Consider the following 521-nt stretch of genomic DNA (forward strand, 5'->3'; position numbering starts at 1 on the left):
GGCGGGCTGGGCGCCGGGTTCCGGCGCCGCCGTCGCGGGCGCGTTCCGCTTTTCCCCTGTCATTCGGGTACGTTGAAAAATGAATGTAGAAGCTCTCGATCTGCTTGCCACGTCCGTTTTCCTGGTCAACGAGCGCGGTCACATTGAGTATGCCAACGCCGCCGCCGAAGATTTGTTCGGCCGCTCGCGCAAGCAACTATGCGGGCACTCCGCCGCCACGCTGTTCGACACCCCAGAAAACATCCAGTCCTCCATCGACCGCGCCGCCGCCGGCAGGTACGCCGACGTCAGGCAATTGGCCTCGTTGCGCCGCGCCGCCGAATCCGTCGAAGTTGCCGTCACCACGGTGGGGCTGACCGGCCAACGCTGGCCGGTATTGATTGAAACGCGCGAGATCGAGCAGCGCGTGCTGGCCGACCGCAACCATCGCCTGGTTGACGAAATCGAAGCGCATCGTGAACTGCTGCGCAACCTGGCACATGAAGTGAAAAACCCCCTGGGCGGTTTGCGCGGCGCCGCGC

Annotated in this window: 1 protein-coding gene; it reads left to right on the forward strand. The window is 64.5% G+C overall.

All coding sequences use genetic code 11. The features are described from left to right. Positions 1 to 79: 79 nt before the first annotated feature. Positions 80 to 521 (forward strand): PAS domain-containing protein (locus ACNPP0_RS21530; RefSeq protein WP_448706949.1); only part of this gene is annotated, 442 nt, incomplete at its 3' end.

Source organism: Achromobacter semiaridum, from assembly GCF_053543755.1.